Annotated in this window: 12 protein-coding genes and 1 pseudogene; 6 read left to right on the top strand and 7 right to left on the bottom strand. The window is 59.8% G+C overall.

Annotated elements, in window-relative coordinates; all coding sequences use genetic code 11:
* Positions 1-80: 80 nt before the first annotated feature.
* Complete coding sequence (locus ACSFE6_RS27090; RefSeq protein WP_435430472.1) at positions 81-854, bottom strand: helix-turn-helix transcriptional regulator; 774 nt, start codon at positions 852-854, stop codon at positions 81-83.
* A gap of 110 nt (positions 855-964) precedes the next feature.
* On the opposite strand from ACSFE6_RS27090, the gene ACSFE6_RS27085 reads away from it, so the two are divergent.
* Both ACSFE6_RS27085 and ACSFE6_RS27080 read left to right on the top strand, forming a co-directional pair.
* Entirely contained in the window at positions 965-2,068 is a 1,104-nt protein-coding gene (locus tag ACSFE6_RS27085) for an extracellular solute-binding protein (protein ID WP_435430471.1), read from the top strand.
* 148 nt (positions 2,069-2,216) lie between these two features.
* A complete protein-coding gene (locus ACSFE6_RS27080; RefSeq protein ID WP_435430470.1) occupies positions 2,217-3,338 on the top strand; it encodes a P1 family peptidase in 1,122 nt (373 codons plus the stop codon).
* Positions 3,339-3,746: 408 nt separating this feature from the next.
* On the opposite strand, the gene ACSFE6_RS27075 is transcribed toward ACSFE6_RS27080, so the two are convergent.
* Positions 3,747-4,469 carry a GNAT family N-acetyltransferase gene (locus ACSFE6_RS27075; protein ID WP_435430469.1) on the bottom strand — a complete coding sequence of 241 codons (723 nt, stop codon included), beginning with the start codon at positions 4,467-4,469 and terminating at the stop codon, positions 3,747-3,749.
* 329 nt (positions 4,470-4,798) lie between these two features.
* Here ACSFE6_RS27075 and ACSFE6_RS27070 point away from each other — a divergent pair, with 329 nt between their 5' ends.
* The gene (locus ACSFE6_RS27070; RefSeq protein WP_435430468.1) at positions 4,799-8,203 is read left to right on the top strand and encodes an Ig-like domain-containing protein; all 3,405 of its coding nucleotides are present in this window, start codon (positions 4,799-4,801) and stop codon (positions 8,201-8,203) included.
* A 131-nt stretch (positions 8,204-8,334) separates the two neighbouring features.
* Here the strand turns inward: ACSFE6_RS27070 and ACSFE6_RS27065 are convergent, their stop codons facing one another.
* The 4 genes from ACSFE6_RS27065 to ACSFE6_RS27050 all read right to left on the bottom strand — a co-directional run bounded on the left by ACSFE6_RS27065 (position 8,335) and on the right by ACSFE6_RS27050 (position 12,534).
* Positions 8,335-9,441 (bottom strand): DUF3616 domain-containing protein, encoded by a 1,107-nt coding sequence (locus ACSFE6_RS27065; RefSeq protein WP_435430467.1) that lies wholly within the window; start codon positions 9,439-9,441, stop codon positions 8,335-8,337.
* A gap of 71 nt (positions 9,442-9,512) precedes the next feature.
* Positions 9,513-10,082, bottom strand: coding sequence for a YceI family protein (locus tag ACSFE6_RS27060; RefSeq protein ID WP_435430466.1), 570 nt, complete (start codon positions 10,080-10,082; stop codon positions 9,513-9,515).
* 182 nt (positions 10,083-10,264) lie between these two features.
* The gene (locus ACSFE6_RS27055; protein WP_435430465.1) at positions 10,265-10,933 is read right to left on the bottom strand and encodes a phosphoribosyltransferase; all 669 of its coding nucleotides are present in this window, start codon (positions 10,931-10,933) and stop codon (positions 10,265-10,267) included.
* Between the two features lie 239 nt (positions 10,934-11,172).
* On the bottom strand, positions 11,173-12,534 hold the full coding sequence (locus ACSFE6_RS27050) for an MATE family efflux transporter (protein ID WP_435430464.1): 1,362 nt from the start codon (positions 12,532-12,534) through the stop codon (positions 11,173-11,175).
* Between the two features lie 440 nt (positions 12,535-12,974).
* Between ACSFE6_RS27050 and ACSFE6_RS27045 the strand changes: the two genes are divergently transcribed.
* From ACSFE6_RS27045 to ACSFE6_RS27035, 3 genes and pseudogenes are all read left to right on the top strand, one after another.
* Positions 12,975-13,247 carry a hypothetical protein gene (locus ACSFE6_RS27045; protein ID WP_435430463.1) on the top strand — a complete coding sequence of 91 codons (273 nt, stop codon included), beginning with the start codon at positions 12,975-12,977 and terminating at the stop codon, positions 13,245-13,247.
* An 805-nt stretch (positions 13,248-14,052) separates the two neighbouring features.
* Positions 14,053-14,337: pseudogene (locus ACSFE6_RS27040) on the top strand (hypothetical protein); the annotation flags it as partial.
* 323 nt (positions 14,338-14,660) lie between these two features.
* Positions 14,661-16,130 carry a sensor histidine kinase gene (locus ACSFE6_RS27035; protein ID WP_435430462.1) on the top strand — a complete coding sequence of 490 codons (1,470 nt, stop codon included), beginning with the start codon at positions 14,661-14,663 and terminating at the stop codon, positions 16,128-16,130.
* Positions 16,131-16,218: 88 nt separating this feature from the next.
* On the opposite strand, the gene ACSFE6_RS27030 is transcribed toward ACSFE6_RS27035, so the two are convergent.
* On the bottom strand, positions 16,219-17,892 hold the full coding sequence (locus ACSFE6_RS27030; RefSeq protein ID WP_435430461.1) for a hypothetical protein: 1,674 nt from the start codon (positions 17,890-17,892) through the stop codon (positions 16,219-16,221).
* Positions 17,893-18,052: the final 160 nt, after the last annotated feature.

Genomic DNA, 18,052 nt, shown 5'->3' with positions numbered 1-18,052 from the left:
GATCACCGCGGGGTGTCAGGTTGCCAGCGTCATCGTTGACGACCATCGCGAGCAAGCTCGCTCCTACAGGGAGAAGATCATCAGCGCGGCCGCAACACCAACGCAAACAACTCCCCATGCCCATTCACATTGAGCTTGTGATACAGGTTGCGCCGATGCACCTTCACCGTCTCCGGGGAGATGCCCATTTGCTGGGCAATGGCCTTGCTGGAGAAGCCCTGAAGGATCAACCGCGCCGTTTCGATTTCCCGCACTGACAGGCGTGCGTCGAAACGGTCGAGCAAGGTCGCCAGATCACCGGCCACGGCTTCGACAGCCGGGCCTTCCGGCGGCAACAGTTGCAGGTGTCTGCGCATCGCCGCCAGTACCCAGTCGCGCACACACAGCAAGCGCCCCTGCTCTTCGAGCGTGAAACGCGTTGAGCGCCCCAAGGAAAGGCCGAGCACGGCGCCGTCGAGGTTGACCATAAACTGCAACTCATCACCGCCCACCACCGGGCGGAAGTAACTGAGGTAGTACTCGCTCTGCTGGAACTGATCGGGGGCTACCGAGTCAAGGCTGTGCAAGCCGTCGGCGATGCCGGCGCACACGGCCAGGTAAAACGGATCGAGCAAGTACATGCCGGCGCTGTAATCGGCCAGTTCTTCCTGCTCGTCGCCGCTGCCCTTGGCGTCGAAATCGATCAGCAGGCGCGGCACCCGCCCCGGCTGCATCACCGCGACCAAAGCATTGTCCAGCGGCACCAGCAGACGCAGGGTGTCGACCAGCGCACGCCAGAATCCGTCCTCGCCCACTGTGCCGAAGATCCGCGCCAATCCCTGGTGCAGCGGCATCTCTTTCAACAACGCGTCCACGCACTACCCCTTTTGAGTAACCCATGATGGGAATGGGTAACGGCCACCCCGGTCGATACGCTGCAAACTCCTGAATATCACCGGCCGCAGCAGGCCAGGAGTGCCGCATCATGAGTGGTCACCGCACGTATTTCAATCTGGGCCTGGGCGCCTGCCTGGCGGTTTCGCTGTCGGCGGTTGCCACCGAAAGCCCGACCGTTCACGTGTACAACTGGTACGACTACATCGGCCCCGACACCCTGCACGACTTCAAGCGTGACACCGGCATCCAGCCGGTCTACGACACCTTCGACAGCGCCGAAGTGCTGGAAGGCAAACTGCTGACCAGCCGCAGTGGCTACGACGTGGTGGTGGCCAGCAATTACAGTCTGCCTACCCTGATCAAGGCCGGTGCGCTGGCCCCGCTCCCCCGTAGCGAGATGCCGGACTTCAAGAACATGGACAGCGACCTGCTGGCGAAACTGGCTCACAACGATCCGGGCAACCAATACGCGGTGCCCTACCTGTGGGGCACTAACGGCATTGGCTACAACATCGACAAGGTGCGCGCCGTGCTCGGCGACAAAGCACCGGTGGACTCCTGGGACCTGGTGTTCAAGGAAGAGAACCTGGCCAGGCTCGGCGAGTGCGGCGTGGCGATGCTCGACTCACCTGCGGAAATGCTGCCGGTTGCCCTGCACTACCTGGGCCTGCCCCCCAACAGCACTAACCCTGAAGACTACAAGAAGGCCGAAGCGCTGCTACTCAAGTTGCGCCCGCATATCGCCTACTTCAATTCATCGAAATTCATCAGCGACCTGTCCAACGGCAACATCTGCGTGGCGGTGGGCTGGTCCGGCGCGATGCTGGAAGCCAAGACCACCGCCGAACAGGCCGGCAATGGCGTGAAGATCGCCTATAGCTTGCCGAAGGAAGGCGCGCCGGTGTGGTTCGACACGTTGGTGTTGCTCAAGGATGCACCGCACCCGCAACAGGGGCTGGCCTTCATCGACTACCTGATGCGCGCCGAGGTCATCGCCCCGGTGAGCAATTTCCTCAACTACCCCAATGGCAATCGCAATGCGACGGCGTTGGTGGCTGAAGCGACCCGGTCCAATCCCGCCGTCTACCCATCAGCCGAGGCCTTGGCCACGTTGTTCACCTTGCAGCCTCTGCCACCGGCGACCGAGCGGGTGCGTACGCGGATATGGAGCAAGGTCAAGAACGGTCAATAAACCCACCGCAATCCCCCTGTGGGAGCGAGCCTGCTCGCGAATAGGGCGTGTCAGTCGACATCACCTTTGCCTGATCCACCGCTTTCGCGAGCAGGCTCGCTCCCACAGGTTTGTACTTTTACGCCATTCATTTGAAGAAGAGCTAGCCATGAAACCACGTGCCCGCGACCTGAACATTCAATTCGGCCAACTGCAACCCGGCCCACTTAACGCCATCACCGACGTGCCCGGCGTGCGGGTCGGTCACAGCAACGTCCGAGGACGCACCGCCCAGGGTCGCGACATTCTGACCGGTGTCACCGTGATCGAACCCCGTGCCGGTTCTACCAGTCAGCAGCCGTGTTTTGCCGGTGTCCATGTGCTCAATGGCAACGGCGACGCCACGGGGCTTGAGTGGATTCGCGAGGCCGGTCTGCTGACCAGTCCGATCGCCTTCACCAACACCCACAGCCTGGGCGTGGTGCGCGATGCCTTGATCATGGTGGACCGTGAACAACAACCGGACGACGGGCGGCTTTACTGGAACATGCCGGTGGTGCTGGAAACCTTCGACGGTCTGCTCAACGATATCAATGGCTTTCACGTAAAGCCCGAACATGTAGCCGAAGCGGTGCATTCGGCGGTGGGCGGACCGGTAGCCGAAGGCAATGTCGGCGGTGGCAGCGGCATGATCTGCCACGAATTCAAGGGCGGCATCGGCACTGCATCGCGGTGGCTCGACAGGGCCCAGGGCGGCTGGACCGTCGGTGCCATCGTCCAGGCCAACCATGGCATCCGCCATGAGCTGCGCGTCGATGGCTACCCGGTCGGACGCTACATGGCGCAGGTCGACTCGCCGTTTCTCAAGGCCTCGCTGCCGCATCCGGGCATGGGCTCGATCGTTGTCTGCCTGGCCACCGATGCGCCATTGCTGCCGCACCAGTGCACGCGTCTGGCACAGCGTGCCAGCCTCGGCCTGGCCCGCACCGGCGGCGGCAATGAAGACCACAGCGGCGACATTTTCATCGCCTTCGCCACCGGCAATGCCCACGTGCCACCTGCTGCCTACGAGCGCAAACGCTCCCCCACCACTGACCAGTTGAGCATGGTCAATAACGATCACATCAGCGAATTGTTCCTGGCGGCCACCGAAGCCGTGGAAGAAGCCATCATCAACGCCCTGCTGGCCGCCGAAACGACCGAAGGTAACGGGCATGCGGTACCGGGCCTGGACGCCGAAACGCTGCTCGAGGCCCTGGGCCAGTCCGGTTGGCCGGGTTGCAGAAGCTGACATTTGTGGGGGGATTCGACTAGCGGTACTTGAGGGCGAACCCCCAACTTTCTACGATGGAGTTGCGCAGCCGCTTGCTTGCCCAAGCCGTTGCGTAGGTGGTGAGTGCATTGAACCCCTATCAAGCTCACCGCCTGCTTCATGCGCATCTTGAGCCTCAATGGCTCCACACCTCCCCATCAAAGAGCTTTGAGGCTCTTTTTTAACTGCGCGAAACCCAGACATCAAAAAGCCCGGCATCTGGCCGGGCTTTGTGCATATTCAAATCACTACCTTTCCTGTAGGAGCGAGCTTGCTCGCGAAAAACCAAAGGGCGCCACGGGGCATCTGGTTTTACGCGTCATCGTTCACGACCATCGCGAGCAAGCTCGCTCCTACAGGGGACCTGTCGCGTTAAAGGAACGGCGATCAGACAAAGCGCAAACGAGGCCCACTCACTGGCACCGCCCCCTCCCCCAACCGCTCACGCACAAATTCATTGGCCTTGCGCGTCAATTGATCCAGGTGCCGATCCCGCTGTTTTTCCGCATCGAGCATGGCCCGCTTGCCGTGCTTTTGCAGCAGGTACGTATGAATCTGCCGTACCTCCTGCGAGCTGTAGATCGGCGCCACGTCCAGCAACGCCATCAAGCCATCGCTGCCGTGGTCGCGGGTGTTCATCAGGACCTGGGTTGCGCGCGTGCCAACCACTTGAAAACCCATCGCCTCGAAATACGGCACCTTGGCCACTGCGCACGTCAGTTCGGCGTGGGGGTAGCGGCCGACCATCTCACGCAGCATCCGGCGCGCGATGCCCTGGCGACGCTGGCTGGCGTGCACTGCCATGTACGCCACGCCGCAAGCCTCGGGATCGTCCTTGACCGGCAGGTACAGCACAAAACCAGTCACCTGCTCCGGGTCATCGAGATCGGTGGCGACGATCAGTTCCACATCGATTCCTTTCGCTCCGTTCAACGCCTCCAGATACAGGTGGACCTCGTAGCCGATCGCGTACTGGTACAGGTTGTGCAACAGGTTGCTCGCCGGAATCGCGACCATGCTGATGTCGGTCAGGTTATCGACCACCAACTGCAGGATCTGGCTGTTGATGTGCTCGGGGCACGGGGTCTTGAAATGGGTGATGTGGGGCATTGCGGGGATGGCTCCGGGTACAAGGCATAGGTCGCGCGGCCGCCTATGATAGCGCGACCGGCTGGATGATGATCTATGGCGTGAACCCCCGCCTTTGGTGAAAGTAACCCAATGAAATCAAGGAAATTTCCCCGAAACTGAGGAATTTCCCCCACACCCGACTGCAACACCTGTGAAACAGTCTGAAACAACTTGTTCATTCGATTGGACTTTTGTTTCCCGCGCAGTGATGGCCCAACAGTTGCACGCCCCCTTGTACCGCAATAGCAGTCGTCCCACACAACAGGGATGGCGGGTTTCGCCATTTTGGCAATGCAAGGGGAAACCAAATGAAAATCCCAGAAACACCCTTCAGATCATTCAATTTATTGCGGCGGTCGAGTGTGGCCTCTGCGGTGCTGATCACCGCCAGCCTGGCCAGCGCGGCGCCGCTGGACGATGTCAGCCACCCGCCGCCAACAGACCCTTCGGCCTACACCAACCCACCCGCCGATCCGGTAGCCGCGAAAGCAGCACTGGATGCCATAAACACCATGCCCGAGGCCAACCAGGGCGCGATTGCCCTGCCCAACGGTGTATATGGGGACCGCAACACGCCACGTGCCGACAACGTGCTGCCACCCGCCTTGCAAACCTCGTTCAAGATCCCGACCAATGGCAAACCCAGCCCACTGTTCGGCGCCCAACCGTTCACCCAGCAGCTGTTGCTGTTCGAAGAATTCGGCACGGAAAAACTCGACCCGACGCTCCCCGCGCCGCCTCTGACGTTCCCCGTTCCCACCGTCGGCCCGGCACCGGCGCAAGACCCGAACTTCGTCGCCCGCAGTGGCCCGTCCAGCGCCGCGCTGGAAGCCTTCATGAAACAGCCTGGGCTGTACCCGTTTCCATCACAGTACTCCAACGTGCTGGATCGCAACCCCTGGAAGGCGCAGATCGAAGCCTTCCTCAACCGCCAGCCAGTGGGCTCGCCGGCCGAGGGTCGTCCACCGGGAAAAGGCTGGTCGCACCAGCGCTGGAACGAGTTCTATCCGCAAGTCGCCTTCAAAACCGTGCAAGCGGGCGCCAAACTCAACGGTGGCATGCGCGACCGCAGGCAATTGCACAACTATGCCGTGGGTGAGTTCGGGCCTGGCGGCCTCTACTACCAAACCTCGGACATCCCGACCACGACGGGTACGACCAAAGGCATCGACACCCGTTTCCACCCCAACATGCCAATTCAGAACCACAACGCGCTCTGGACTTTTGACGGCACCTTTCCGCCGAAATTGCTCATGGTCCGCTATGGCCAACCGGTGCTGATGCGTCACTACAACGCCCTGCCCATCGACCCGGCAGCCAACATGGGGTTCGGCCTGCACACCATCAGCACTCACGAACACAACGGCCACAACCCGGCCGAAAGCGATGGCTACACCAATTCGTTCTTCTTTCCGGGGCAGTACTACGACTATCGCTGGCCGATTCAACTGGCCGGTTACGACACCATCAACACCGACGCCCACGACCCACGAGCCGCGTTCCCTTGTGCACCCGGCGAAACCCTGTTCGTCAACGACGCCACGCCAGGCCTGAAGACGTGCCAAAACGGCACGATCAAGATCCGTGGCGACTGGCGCGAAACCATGAGCACCCACTGGTTCCACGACCACATGCTCGATTTCACCGCGCAGAACGTCTACAAGGGCAACGCGGTGATGATGAACTACTACAGCGCCCTGGATCGCGGTAACGAAGCGATGGAAGACGGCGTCAACCTGCGTTTCCCCAGCGGCAGCGCCTTGCCATGGGGTAACCGCGACTACGACGTCAACCTGGTGGTGGCCGACAAGGCCTGGGATGCCAACGGTCAGCTGTGGTTCAACCCGTTTAACACCGATGGCTTTCTCGGCGATCAGATCCTGGTCAACTGGCAGTACCAGCCGCGCCTGAAAGTGCGTGCGCGCAGCTATCGCTTCCGCATCCTCAATGGCTCGGTATCGCGCTACCTCCGGATTGCCCTGGTGCGTGAAGTCGCCGGCAATGGTGGCGAGTTCCCGGGGCCTTCAGGGTCCGGGGTGTCCTACAAGCGCGTGCCGTTCCACATGATCGCCAACGACGGCAACATCATGGAACACGCCGTACCCTTCGACGGCAGCATGGACCTGGACGGCGACGGCGATAAGCAGAACCACAATGCGATCCTGCCGACCCAGGGCATCGCCGAACGCTTCGACATCATCGTCAACTTCGCGAAAAACGGGATCAGCGTCGGCGACAAGCTGTACTTCGTCAACCTGATGGAACACCAGACCGGCAAGGGTCCGGAGGATGACCCGCTGAGCCTGGCCGATGTGCTGTCCGAGAAGTACAAAGCGGTGATCAAGCAAGGCAGCAAAGGGCCTGAGTGGGACAACGGCGACCCGGTGGTGGGCAAGTTCATGCAGTTGGTGGTGCAGCCCTACAGCGGCACGGATGTGAGCATGAACCCCGCTGATTATGAGCCGGCCAAACCGGGCAAGGCGGCAGGCAAGGTCATGATTCCGCTGACCATCGATCGCGACAATCCGACCGACAAGGACATGCTCAAGGTGGCGCGCCATCGCGAGTTCATTTTCGGTCGATCCGATGGCACCGACGAAGCGCCTTGGACCATCAAGACCGACGGTGGCTTCGGTTACGGTATGGACCCTCGTCGGCTCAGCGCGGCCCCGCAACTGGCCAACGGCCCGACCGATGGCGGCTACGCCGGCACCGGTACGCTGGAAGTGTGGAAAATCAAGAATGGCGGCAACGGCTGGAACCACCCGGTGCACGTGCATTTTGAAGAAGGCATCATCCTCAGCCGCGACGGCAAGGCGCCACCGGAATGGGAAAAAGGCGCACGCAAGGACGTGTATCGCATCGGCGAAGGCATCGACAGTTCGGTGGATGTGGAAATGGCGATCCGCTTCCGCGAATTCGCCGGGACCTACATGGAGCACTGTCACAACACCCAGCACGAGGACTCCTCGATGCTGCTGCGTTGGGATATCGAGCATCCCGGTCAGTTCCAGTTGATGCCAACGCCCTTGCCCGGCTGGGACGGTGTCACCTACGTCGCCTCGGCTGCACTGCCAACCTTCCGCACCGGTGGTGACGGTAACGACAACGAAGGCGAAAACAAAAAACCCGTGGCCAACCCTGACAGCGCCTCCAGCGCCAACGGGCAGGCGGTGACCATCAACGTGCTGGCCAACGACACCGATCCGGACGGTAACCTGCCGCTCAAAGTGGTGGGCCTGAGTCAGCCGGACTCCGGCAAGGGCACGGTGACCACCGACGGCACACGTGTGATCTACACGCCACCGGCCAGCGCCCCCGGCCCCTTCACCGCGACCTTCACCTACCAGGCCAGCGACGCCAAGGATGCCGTCTCGGATCCGGCCACCGTCTCCGTGGCAGTGACCCCGGCGCCGGCGGTCAACGAAGACCTGGTGGTGAGCAGTGCAAGCGTCACGGTGCGCAGCAACAACCGCTACACCTGGGACCTGTCCGGTACCACCTCACGGGGCACAGGCAACACACTGACGGTCACCGCGGCGACGACCGCCGGCCCGCTCAGCCTCGGTAACGCGACCCTCACGCCAATCGGCACCGGGGCCCGCTGGAGGGTGTCGGTCAGCACCACGGGGGCCGGCCCGGCGGCTACGCCGACCGTGACCATCACCTCGACCTTCGGCAAGACGGTGACAGCACCGATCACGGTGAAATGAGGTAGTTCGAATGGCGCCCGGTCCCTGCAATGGGGACCGGGCGCTGATCGAATGTGGGGAACTGCATGCAATCCGCCCTGACCCGGCGCTGCCCTGCAAGCGAAGAAACAAACCAAAAGCGTCGACAGTGTCTAAAGCGCGAAAAGATCTCCGACACCACTGTTGTCCTCTCGAAGCTTAAGCGGGCTGTCGTACACCAGAAGCAACAGCTGTCCGGTGCCATTGCCTTTGGAGAAAAGCGTCATGCCTTCCGCATGGTCACCTCCTTCACCAAAGGGAACATCCAGGACCTTCGCAAGACGCTTCCTGACGACCACGCTATCCCCTGTCGTCTGCACGCCATCGACCCAGCGACTGACCGTCACCGGACCATCGAGATCCATGGTGGGACCGGCGAGGATCAGCAAGTCTTTGCCGTCCACACATAGGTCGCGAATACCCAGACCACCCAGTTGCAGAAAGTGTTTGCGATACCGCTGACAATCCTCACCGATCTTCGCCAGATTAAGCGTATGGGGATCGTCCTTGTCCACTTGCGGTTCAACTTCAAGAATGACGGCCCATCCTCTTAACACCGGCCCTCGCAATCCAACGAAAAGGCGCTTACCGGCGACAGCCAGGCCTTCGATATCAAACCCGTTGTCCTTGCCGGGAAGCGCAAAAAAATCCCCCAGATGCTCATCATGCCTAAGCGCTTTGGTCAGCGCGTTCCACGACTGCCCACCACGCAACTGTGCGGCGGTTCTCTGCGAATCCGTGGTTTTGCGCACAAGCTTGAACGTGCCGTTTTCCTTCTCCACTGGAATTCGGGCCAACAAATACCGGTTACCATCGCTACTCACATCGCTCAAGCGCTCGATGTTCTCGCCCTCGCTTTTATCGGGCTCAGGTTGCTTGCGCTTGAGGCTATGGGAGGTGATCAACCAGAGATAATCGCCGGTCTCGTCACAGGCCAGCCCTTCTATGTCGGCCTCTTCGAACTTTTTCGCTGACTTGGGTGGAGCAGGCAAATCCAATAATTCATGCAGTGAGAACTGCTGATGGTCTTCATAAATCAACTCACCCTCAGCCGACTGCCCCTTGAAAACAAGCCGCTCCAGGCTCAGCGTTTCATCGTTGGCAAGCCACAGTGTCTGACCCATCTGTAACACCGCTGATAACCCATCACGGAGCTTCTTCTTTTTATCTACATCAAACTGACTGTCAAACTTGAGTAACACTTTCCCTAAAAGACTCATTTGCGCCACCCTTCGAATTTACTGGACCATGCCAAGCGACTCTCGCCGACAACCTGGACGCCAAACGAACGTTACTGTTCTGGCGCCACCATCCGAAACCGAATATTGATCTCGTTGGACACAACGCTGTCGGCCCACTCCCCGTCGCCGATCTTGAAGTCACTGCGTTTGAGCACCAGTTCGCCATCGAAAATGCCGATTGCACGCTCTGACTTCAGCTTGACCGGTACCGCCACTTCCCGGGTCATGCCCCTGAGCGTGAGGTTGCCGGTGATCTGGTAGCGGTCGTTGCCAAGGTCCTTGAACCGGGTCGATTCGAACGTCGCCACCGGATAACGGGCGGAGTCGAACCACGCAGGCTTTTGCAATTCCGTATTGGCGTCTTCGCTGCCGGCGTCGATGCTGTCCAGGTCGATGGTCAATTTGGCGTGGGCTGTATCAGGCTGGCTGGTATCGAAATCGAGCTCGCCCTCGAACTTGCCGAAGGTACCGTAGACCTTAGACCCCATCTGGTTGTAGGTGAAACTGATGGTGCTGGCCGTGGGATTCACGTGGGTGTATTCGACGGCCTGGGCGCCGGGTAATACTCCGAGTGTCGCAATGCCAATCAATGCGCTGAAGCGCGTGAATCGAGAGCTCATGGGACTCTCCGGGGCGAGGCCCCTCATGGATTGAGGTGTCGAACGCACGGTGGACTAAAGCAAATAAACGCCGTTTATTCCACCTTGCGAATCGATATCCGCCGTTGACCACGGCCTGGTCCCACTTGAGAAACACGAAAAATTCGGCAACCGGCGATTCGATGCAGAACACTCAGCGACAATCAACTCACCTCCCTCTGCCAGGCCCGCTGCAACAGCTCCATGACCTCCTTATCCGAGGTCTGGGAAAAATCCATGTACCAATAACCGATCGACATCAGCCAGTCGGGAATCAGTGGGCAGATCAGTTCATCCACTTCTCGGCGCAACGCCTCAGCCGTTTCGATCGGTGCCACCGGCACGGCAACCACGATGCGCGACGGTCCGTGCACCCGTACCGCGTGAATCGCCGCCAGCATCGAGGCGCCGGTGGCCAGGCCGTCGTCGATCAGGATGACCACCTGATCCTTCAACTGCAGCGGCGCACGCGACCCGCGATATACCTGTTCGCGACGCTGTAACTCCTTCGTCTCCCGGGTCACTACGGCATCGAACGCCGCCTTGTCGATCGGATGCGCCCGCAGCGCCTCGTCATTGAGAATCTGGATGCCGCCACTGGCGATCGCTCCCATGGCGAACTCCGGGTTCGACGGTACCCCGAGCTTGCGCACAAGCATCAGGTCCAGGCGCACCTCGAGGGCGGTGGCCACTTCATAAGCCACCGGCACCCCGCCACGGGGCAAGGCCAGGACAATCACATCGGCGCGGCGGGCGTAAGGGAGTAGCGGTTCCACCAGGCGCCGGCCAGCGGCGGCGCGGTCCTGGAGGATGGTTTGCGATGAGGGGCCCATTTGAAAACCTCCCCAGGCGATCAGGCCTGTCGGTTCACCACATACCCGCAATTGTCGGCCTGACATTGGCCGGCAACAAGTCCGGTCATACCCTTTCAGCACAATCACCTGTGGGAGCGAGCCTGCTCGCGAAAGCGGTGTGTCAGTCAATGAAGATGTTGCCTGATCCACTGCATTCGCGAGCAGGCTCGCTCCCACATTGGTCTCCCATATTGATTGATCTCAAGGACCCTCGCGCCCTACACCAGCCGCTCAATCTTCTGATGCTGCCATACCAGTTTGTAATACAGCGTCTGCAACGTCAGCATCCCCAGATACGCCACCGGAAACGCCATCCACACCCCTTGCAATCCGAATCGCGCATCCAGCAGATACGCCACCGGCAACTGCACGCCCACCACGCACACAATGGAAATCGCCACCGGCACCATCACCGTGCCGCTGGCCCGCATGATGCCGCCGATGATCGCCTGGAAACCGAACACCAACAGACTCCAAAGCATGATGTGCAACAGATGGTCGGCCATGCTCAGCGTCGCCGCTTCGGTGAGGAAAGAGCCCAGCAAGCGGTGCGACAGCAGATACCCCAACACCACCAGCCCACCGGTCAGGCACACGTTGATCATCAACCCCGTGCGCAAAATCGCCCCGATGCGTTCGATACGCCCAGCCCCGATCGCTTGCGCCCCAAGGATCGACGCCGTGATCGCAATCGACAACGCCGGGAACTGCACGTAGTTGACGATCTGCGTCACCGCCCCGTACGCCGCCGTCGCTTGGGAACCGTGCTGGTTCACCAGCGCCAGAATCACCAGCTCCGACAGTGACAACACCACCATCTGCAACCCGGTGGGCAAGCCGATGCGCAGCACCTTGCCGAGGATCGCCCAATCGAGCTTCATCGCCGCAAAAAACTCGCGGTCCGGCGCCAGCGGATGCCGCTTGCGAATCAAGCGCCACGCCAGCCATGCCATCGCCGCCAGGTTCCCCGCCAGCCCGGCAAACGCCGCACTCTGAATCCCCAGCATCGGCAACCCGAACCAGCCGCGAATCAACGCCGGCGTCAGCGCCAACCCGATGACGGTCGACACCACCAACGCCAACAACGGCGATAGCGTGTCACTCACCCCGCGCAGCAACTGCGTGAACAACACGAACACCAACAGCGACGGCATGAACCACAACATCACATGGGCATACGACACCGCGTCATCCAGCACATCCCCCGGCGTCCCCAACCCCACCAGCGAAGACCGCGCAAACACACTCCCCACCACCGCCGCCACCAACCCGATCAACAGCCCCAGCAACAAGGTCGACCCGGCAATTGCCTTCACCAGATGCGGTTCCCGCGCCCCCCACGCCTGGCCGATCAACACACCCGCCCCTGCGCCGAGACCAATGACCAGGGCGATGAAGAAGAACACGATGGGAAACATGCCGGATACCGCGGCCAGCGCCTGGGTGCCGAGCATCTGGCCGATGTAGATGCTGTTGACGGTGCCGGACATGGATTGCAGGAAGTTCGACAGGACCATCGGGGCAAGGAACAGCAGGTAGGTTTTCCAGAGGGGGCGTTGGGGTTGGGTTGGGGTTTGCATTGAGGGTCCGTCTCGGGTGCTGGCGTGTTGATTGAGGATAGCTTCGGTGGCTGAAACCACGGGGGCGATGAACATCTCAGGTCTGTGTTTGGAATGCCAGTGCAGTGATGGGAAAGGTCTGAAGTTTCATCAACACAGGTCCTACATGAAGTTCGGAAGTGCTCACCTACTCTGCTGATGTGGATGGGGCTTATAGTCAGCCCCGTCGTCCACATGGCGATTCGGGTTTGGCGACCTGATCGATCGGAATGCAGTGCGCTGTGTTTTAATGCTGGCGCTTTTGCATGCCCGCAAAGTTGTCTTTATGACAGCTGTGCGCGGGAGACCTTCGGGTCTGCCGGATTCCGATCCCGGTTCGCCAACCTGCGTACAGCTGTCACCCAATCGTTTGGCGACGATTGAGGGGCAGTCAACCTTTGCACTGATCGGAGTTTTTACTTATGGAAAGATACATGCCCCTCACCGGAATCGACCTGATCCCGGCCTCCTTGCTCATCGACACCCAAGCCCCACTCGACGTGCTGCAAGCCATGGCGGACTACCGCATTCGCACGGTTACGCAGGTGTTGGAGAATATTGCCTTTCGTGCAGAGATTGGTTGCGACACGGTGGTTTTGAAGGACTTCTCTCAGCTGTTATCCATTCCGTTGCGCGATGGGTGTGACTTGATGGATGTGATTGGGCGGCGTTTGCGGGCGCAGGCGGCGGAGTAAATGAAAACGGGCGCCAAGGCGCCCGTTTTTTTGTGCTCACGATCAGCGTGCAAACACGAAAGAGGGCCATTTTCACTCAGAAAACTCGCAGTCATTTCACAAGACTTTTGTGAAAAAAAATGTGAAGAAAAATCATCACAACAAAACTGTATATCGACTGTAACCCTTTAAATAAGCGGCGGCTCCTCTCTCAGGTATGTGAAATAAAATGTGAAGCCTCTCATACGGTATAACCACCTAGGTTGCGCAGGATATTTTTCCGGATTTGCATCGGCGGTTTCAGTAAATGGAAAGCGAGCTCAGGTGCCCCCAAGCCACAGACCGATTCTCCTGCCAATTGCGCATTACTTGCCTCTAAATCTGCCAATCGTTCCCCCGAACGACGTCGCCCACTCCCAGATGATGGCAAACAGCTACGCTTCCCCCGTCCTCCCCGACACACCTTCACCCACCCAATACCAACCAATGACCCTGTGGCGAGGGAGCTTGCTCCCGTTGCACCGTTCCGTGCTCGGGGCGACATGGAGCGAGCTCCCTCGCCACAGGGTCAATGTCTGTCGCGCCCACCCTTTCAAGTCTAAACATACAAACGAGCCGGCTCCGGGCGGCGTTCCGACGAAAGCGGTGGATCAGCTGACAGTAGCGTTGGATGTGATGCCGTCATCGCGAGCAAGCTCGCTCCTACAGGGTTCTGTGAACCATTGACTGCATCAATAGTCACCATCAACTCAATGAAGTTCTCTTAAAAATCCTGCGGCGTAACATCTGCTCCATACCAACCGATAACACCCTGGAGCACACGATCATGAAACGCCAAACCCTTCTCAGCATCGCTTTCTCGGTTTTCGCAGTTAACGCTTTTGCCGCTACCTCTGCTCAACCTGTAGTCGCCGAAGGCGGCTCGGATCGTCTGATCGAAAGTCGTGTCGCTGAAGGGGGTTCGGATCGTTTGATCCAGAATCGTGTCGCTGAAGGTGGCGCCGACCGCCTGCTGGAAAAACGCGCTGTCGCCGCCGATGGCTCTGACCACCTGCAAGGCAACCGTGTCGCCGCCGATGGCTCTGACCACCTGCAAGGCAACCGTGTCGCATAAAGTACTGCTGCACCACAGCTCCCAAAAAGCCCGGCCTGATCAGCCGGGCTTTTTCGTGTTCGACGCGTCAATACCTTATTTGGGGAATAGTCCCCAAAACAGGCTGACTTTCCCCCAACGCCAACCATTGCCTTTGCATGCTGGCGGGATAACGAAAAAGCGCAGAAAGCGCCGCATCGTCCGCAGAACGACGGCCTGGCCCTTCCAACACGAAAGAGCCTAGCGGGGGTTTGGCATAGAGAATGCTGGGGTTGCATCAAGGATTCTTCGAGTGGTTCAGCTGCTAACACTGGATGAGCAGCATGCACAGGACGCTCCCCATGCCAACCATTTCAACACTGATCAGACGTCTGAAACGGGGAGCGACCGAGTCGATTGCGCCCACACGGCAGTCCAACCTGCTTCGGGGTTTTTCGATCATCAGTTTCATATTGATCAGCGCTATCGCGATCGGTCTGGGCTCTGTGTCGACCCGTTTCCTGGTCATCGAAAGCCTGGAGCGCGACGCGCTGTTATCGGCGCAGTTTATCCAGACCATCGCCAAGGGCGAGATACGTCACCATGGGTTAACCGGGATGCTAATGGGCGATGTGCTGGCAGCCACCCAATATGGCATGCTCTCGGAGGATTTTTCGCAGAACCGGCAACGGGCGCGCTCCGAATTTCTCGACCACCTTTCGCACCTCCCGGACTCACTGCTGATCAGTATCTATTCCCCGCTCCGGACCGTGATGTGGTCGACCAACGCGCAGCTTGTCGGCAAAAAGTTCTTCAATGACGAGGCGCTTGAAGCGGCCTTCAGCTCCAGGGACCGGGTCTCCACCCGATACAGCAGTGCCGATGAAATACGTCCCGAACAGCAATTCCTGCTCCCGCCCAAAATGTTCTTCATCGAGAGCTACATTCCCCTGGTCGATGACCTGGGCAATACCCTGGCGGTGGTGGAGATCTACAAGGAACCGGCGGACCTGATCGAACGCCTCAATCGCGGCCACTGGATTATTTGGTTGTCCACGGCGGTGGGCGGCCTGCTGCTTTACCTGGGGTTGTACTGGATTGTTCACCGGGCATCGAATCAGTTGGCTTCGCAGGAGGCGCAACTCGTCGCCAACAAGACTTATGTGGGGCTGGTCGAAATGTCCACGGCGGTCGCCCATAGCCTGCGCAACCCCCTCGCCTGCATCCGTTCGAGCGCGGAATTGGCCAATTCAATGGAAGGTCAACCGGCGAGAAAGAACATCGACGATATCGTCAGTCAGGTGGATCGGATGGCGCAGTGGGTGCATGAGTTACTGCTGTGCTTGCGACCTATCCGCGGTGAGGCGGAACTGGTGGAACCCATGGTGGTGGTGCAGACCACACTGGCCGGCTTCGCCACACAATTGGGCCAATCAAGCATCCAGGTCGAGTTCAGGAATGAACCGACCGCCCGGATCATCAGTAATCCGCTGTTGCTATCCCAAATCCTCAATAGCGTGATTGCCAATGCCATAGAAGCGATGCCCGAAGGGGGAACGCTGACCATCCAGGCCATCGTGGACGACGCCCAGCAATGGTTGCACCTGACCATTGCCGACACCGGCGAAGGCACCGCACGGCAGCAAGAAATGATGGCCTACAAATCCTTCTACACCACGCGGCAAGGCAGGCTCGGCATCGGTTTGATCATGGTCAAGCAGATCATGGAAAGTTTTGGCGGCGAAGCGGGGCTAACCTGCCACGAACAAAAAGGAACATCCGTGCACTTGAGTTTCAGAGTTGTGGAAAGAAGAGCCCGTACGTTGAGTTAATCCGGACTTATCCATTAGGCCCGGTGTTGCAGGCTGTGACCTCAAATCAGCCTAGCCACAAACCTGTGGGATGGGTGTGTTCACAATGCTACTGACAACACCCCTTGCCGACCCGGCAAAAGCACGACGCCTTGATCTCCACGTCCGACCGCGCCAGGGCCAGGTTTAGACGAGTTTGCGCAGCGGAGGCTTCGGCGTCCCGGCCCAAACGTTTCAGGCATTCGACGTAGCCGTGCAAACTCCACACGTTGTCCAGATGCCAGGACGCGCGACTGAGCGTGTTGTCCAAGCCAAGATCGGCCCGGTAGGCCTGCAGCGCTTCGTCCACCCTGCCCTGTTCCAGAAGCAACGCACCCAGTGCGTGGCGCACCGGTTGCATCCAGCCCCAGGGCTCGTCGTACGGCAGGTTGTTGTCCAGTTCCAATGCCTGACGCAAGTGATCGAACGCGCAATCGTGATTGCCTTTGCGGTATTCGATTTCGCCATTAAGCATGGCGCCGGCCACGGCGAGGATGTCGACGCATTGGTTATTGAACAGGTAGCGGGTGTCCGGCACTCGGGCCCAGGCTTCGAGGAACAGGTGTTGTTCGGCTTCGGCGGCGGCGACTTGCCCGGTGGCGGCGTAGGCCACGCCTTTGCCGTAGTGCAGCATTGCCGTGGTCACGCAGTACAGTGCCTGATCATCGGGTAACTGCGTGGCCAGGATGTCCTGCCATTTGCCGAAGCGGATCTGCACGTGAACCTTCATTGACACAAAGCCTTCCAGCCAGTCGGCCATGGGCGGTTGTTCCACACGCAACAGTTCTTCCTTGATGGTCGCGGCCAGTTGTTCGGCAGCTTCCAGGGCGGGTTGGTATTGGCCGAGGAACATCGCCGAGTAGAGTTTGAAGTGGTAGTTGTGGCTGCGATACAAGGTATAGAAATTGATCGGACCTTCCTGTTCAAGGTACTTGCTATCGGCCTGGATTGCCCGGTGGTTGGTGATCATGGCCCCACGGTAATCGCCACACAGCACGTCGATGTGCGAGGGCATATGGCGCAGGTGCCCGGCGTCCGGCACCAGGTCACGCAGCAGGTCGCCGGCGCGCAATGCCCGTTCCGGGTACGGCGACATTTCCATGGTGTGGACGTACATGTGCAGCACGCCGGGGTGCGGTGAGTCGCCGTGTTGCTCCATGCGTTGCAGGGCCTTTTCCAGCACGGCGACGGCTTCGAAGGTGTCGGCGCCCGCTGCCGGTTGAGCTGTTTTCAGGTCCCACAATTGCCAGGGCGTACGGTCGATCAGTGCCTCGGCAAACAGCGCCGCTACGTCGGGGTCATCGGGAAAGGATGTGTAGACATCGCGCATGGACGCCGCGTAGGCATCGTTCCAGCTGAAGAGTTGTTCGACGCTGGCCGCCTGATCGGCCTGGTAGCGCTGCTCCAACGCGAGGATCAGCGCCTGCTCCACTGGCGAGGCGTTGTCCAGATGCGCCAGTGCGGTTTGCGTCGCCTGTCGGGCCTGGGCCACAGCCTCTTTCAACTCCTGTTCGATGAAGGCGTCCCAGCGCTTGTTGTAATTGGGACCCGAGGCGTAGGCGATGCCCCAGTAAGCCATGGCGCAATCGCGGTCGTGCTCGAGGGCCTTGTGGAAGCAGCGGATGGATTCGTCATGGTTATAGCCGTAGCACCACACCAGACCACGATCGAACCACAGTTGGGCCTGCGGCGAACGGGTGGTTACCGGGCGGCTGTAGGTGCCCAGATCGTAATAGTCGCGCATCGGTTTATCCTCTCGATCAGAGGGTGGAATGGGCGAAGATCCAGCATACCCCTGCGGCCGTGAGCGGACGGCAGAGCCGACGACAGGCCAAACCCTGTGGGAGCGAGCCTGCTCGCGAAAGCGGTGTTTCAGTCGCCATGATTGTTGAATGACATACCGC

The organism is Pseudomonas baetica (assembly GCF_051216495.1).
GTDB classification, from domain to species: domain Bacteria; phylum Pseudomonadota; class Gammaproteobacteria; order Pseudomonadales; family Pseudomonadaceae; genus Aquipseudomonas; species Aquipseudomonas baetica_B.
Note: the sequence above shows the minus strand (reverse complement) of the source record. Positions and strands in the feature narration are given on the sequence as shown.

What these genes read in the sequence shown, in the direction of transcription:
- ACSFE6_RS27085 (WP_435430471.1), top strand. Translation starts at nt 965, where the DNA reads ATGAGTGGTCACCGCACGTATTTCAATCTGGGCCTGGGCGCCTGCCTG.
- ACSFE6_RS27080 (WP_435430470.1), top strand. Translation starts at nt 2,217, where the DNA reads ATGAAACCACGTGCCCGCGACCTGAACATTCAATTCGGCCAACTGCAA.
- ACSFE6_RS27075 (WP_435430469.1), bottom strand. Translation starts at nt 4,469, where the DNA reads ATGCCCCACATCACCCATTTCAAGACCCCGTGCCCCGAGCACATCAAC.
- ACSFE6_RS27070 (WP_435430468.1), top strand. Translation starts at nt 4,799, where the DNA reads ATGAAAATCCCAGAAACACCCTTCAGATCATTCAATTTATTGCGGCGG.
- ACSFE6_RS27065 (WP_435430467.1), bottom strand. Translation starts at nt 9,441, where the DNA reads ATGAGTCTTTTAGGGAAAGTGTTACTCAAGTTTGACAGTCAGTTTGAT.
- ACSFE6_RS27060 (WP_435430466.1), bottom strand. Translation starts at nt 10,082, where the DNA reads ATGAGCTCTCGATTCACGCGCTTCAGCGCATTGATTGGCATTGCGACA.
- ACSFE6_RS27055 (WP_435430465.1), bottom strand. Translation starts at nt 10,933, where the DNA reads ATGGGCCCCTCATCGCAAACCATCCTCCAGGACCGCGCCGCCGCTGGC.
- ACSFE6_RS27050 (WP_435430464.1), bottom strand. Translation starts at nt 12,534, where the DNA reads ATGCAAACCCCAACCCAACCCCAACGCCCCCTCTGGAAAACCTACCTG.
- ACSFE6_RS27045 (WP_435430463.1), top strand. Translation starts at nt 12,975, where the DNA reads ATGGAAAGATACATGCCCCTCACCGGAATCGACCTGATCCCGGCCTCC.
- ACSFE6_RS27035 (WP_435430462.1), top strand. Translation starts at nt 14,661, where the DNA reads ATGCCAACCATTTCAACACTGATCAGACGTCTGAAACGGGGAGCGACC.
- ACSFE6_RS27030 (WP_435430461.1), bottom strand. Translation starts at nt 17,892, where the DNA reads ATGCGCGACTATTACGATCTGGGCACCTACAGCCGCCCGGTAACCACC.